The following is a 1198-nucleotide window of genomic DNA, read 5'->3' on the forward strand; positions in this document are numbered from 1 at the left end:
TCCGGCTGAGCGGCTCCCAGCTGCGCGGCGAGTACGCCCTGACCCGGTTCCGCAGCGGCCAGGGCGGCGACGGCGAGGAGGCCTGGCTGCTGGTGAAGCGGACCGGGGGCGAGGGCCGTGCGCACGGGGCTCCCGATCCGCGCCGGGCCCGCTCGGCCAAGTCCGGCCGCACACTCGCCCAGGTCGCCTCGGACGCGGCCGGTGGGTGAGCCGGCCGGTCAGAACAGCGGTGTGAGGGACTGTTCGCACCAGATCGTCTTGCCCCGGGTGGTCTGCCGGCTGCCCCAGCGCTGAGTGAGCTGGGCGACCAGCAGCAGACCGCGGCCGCCCTCGTCGTCCTGGTGGGCCCGTCGCAGGTGCGGGGAGGTCGAACTGCCGTCGGACACCTCGCAGATCAGGGTCTGGTCCCGGATCAGGCGGAGCTGGATGGGCGGAGTGCCGTACCGGATGGCGTTGGTGACCAGTTCGCTGACGACGAGTTCGGTGACGAAGGCCGTCTCGTCCAGGCCCCACGCGGTGAGCTGGTCGGTGGCGGCCTGCCGGGCGGCGTCCAGGTCCGGATGGGTCAGGTAGAACAGGCGCAGCTCGTCCACCTCGCCCTCGAACCGGGGCGGCCACCCGGCCGACGGAGTGAAGTCGTCCAGGACGAGAATCCCCCCGGGAGCGAGCAGCTCGACGACCCTGCCCGGATCGTCCCGCTTGCCGCCGCCGTCGCAGAAGAACACGTCGAACGGGGCGTGCTGTTCGAGCAGCCGCCAGTCGCCGGTGAGGACGCTGACGCGGCTGTCGTCGGCGAAGACCCCGGCCGCCCGCCGGGCCAGCTCCTCGTCCCGGTCCACGGTGACGAGCCGCGCACCGTCCCCGAGTCCGCTGTGCAGCCAGGCGGTTCCCGCCCCCGACCCGGTGCCGCTCTCGGCGACCACCCCGCCGGGCTTGGCGGCGGCGGCCGTCCTCAGCAGCCGGCCGACCTCCGCGATACAGCTCTTCTCGAACCCCGCCTCGGCGGCGAGGCGTTCGGCGGCCAGAACCCGCGCCGGAACAGCGCGCTCACGCATGACCGGACCCTTCACGACCCGACCCCCTTCAGGACGGGCCCGACGCTACCTGGCCCCGTATCGCCGACGGCGGCATCACCTTCTGGGAGACGCCCGACGGCACGCCCGTGGCCATGGCCGGCGCGACGCCCGAGATCGCCGGC

General features: G+C 74.0%; 4 pseudogenes. 2 read left to right on the forward strand and 2 right to left on the reverse strand.

Annotation, left to right across the window (positions count from 1 at the left end):
• Positions 1 to 209, forward strand: a pseudogene (locus ABZ281_RS49980) (3'-phosphoesterase); the annotation flags it as partial.
• Positions 210 to 218: 9 nt separating this feature from the next.
• Here the strand turns inward: ABZ281_RS49980 and ABZ281_RS49985 are convergent.
• Together ABZ281_RS49985 and ABZ281_RS49990 are read right to left on the reverse strand one after the other, a co-directional pair.
• A pseudogene (locus ABZ281_RS49985) lies at positions 219 to 576 on the reverse strand (ATP-binding protein); the annotation flags it as partial.
• A 68-nt stretch (positions 577 to 644) separates the two neighbouring features.
• A pseudogene (locus tag ABZ281_RS49990) lies at positions 645 to 1055 on the reverse strand (transferase); the annotation flags it as partial.
• Between the two features lie 56 nt (positions 1056 to 1111).
• On the opposite strand from ABZ281_RS49990, the pseudogene ABZ281_RS49995 reads away from it, so the two are divergent.
• A pseudogene (locus ABZ281_RS49995) lies at positions 1112 to 1198 on the forward strand (GNAT family N-acetyltransferase); the annotation flags it as partial.

This window comes from Streptomyces sp. NPDC006265, assembly GCF_040613555.1.
Taxonomy (GTDB): Bacteria; Actinomycetota; Actinomycetes; order Streptomycetales; family Streptomycetaceae; genus Streptomyces.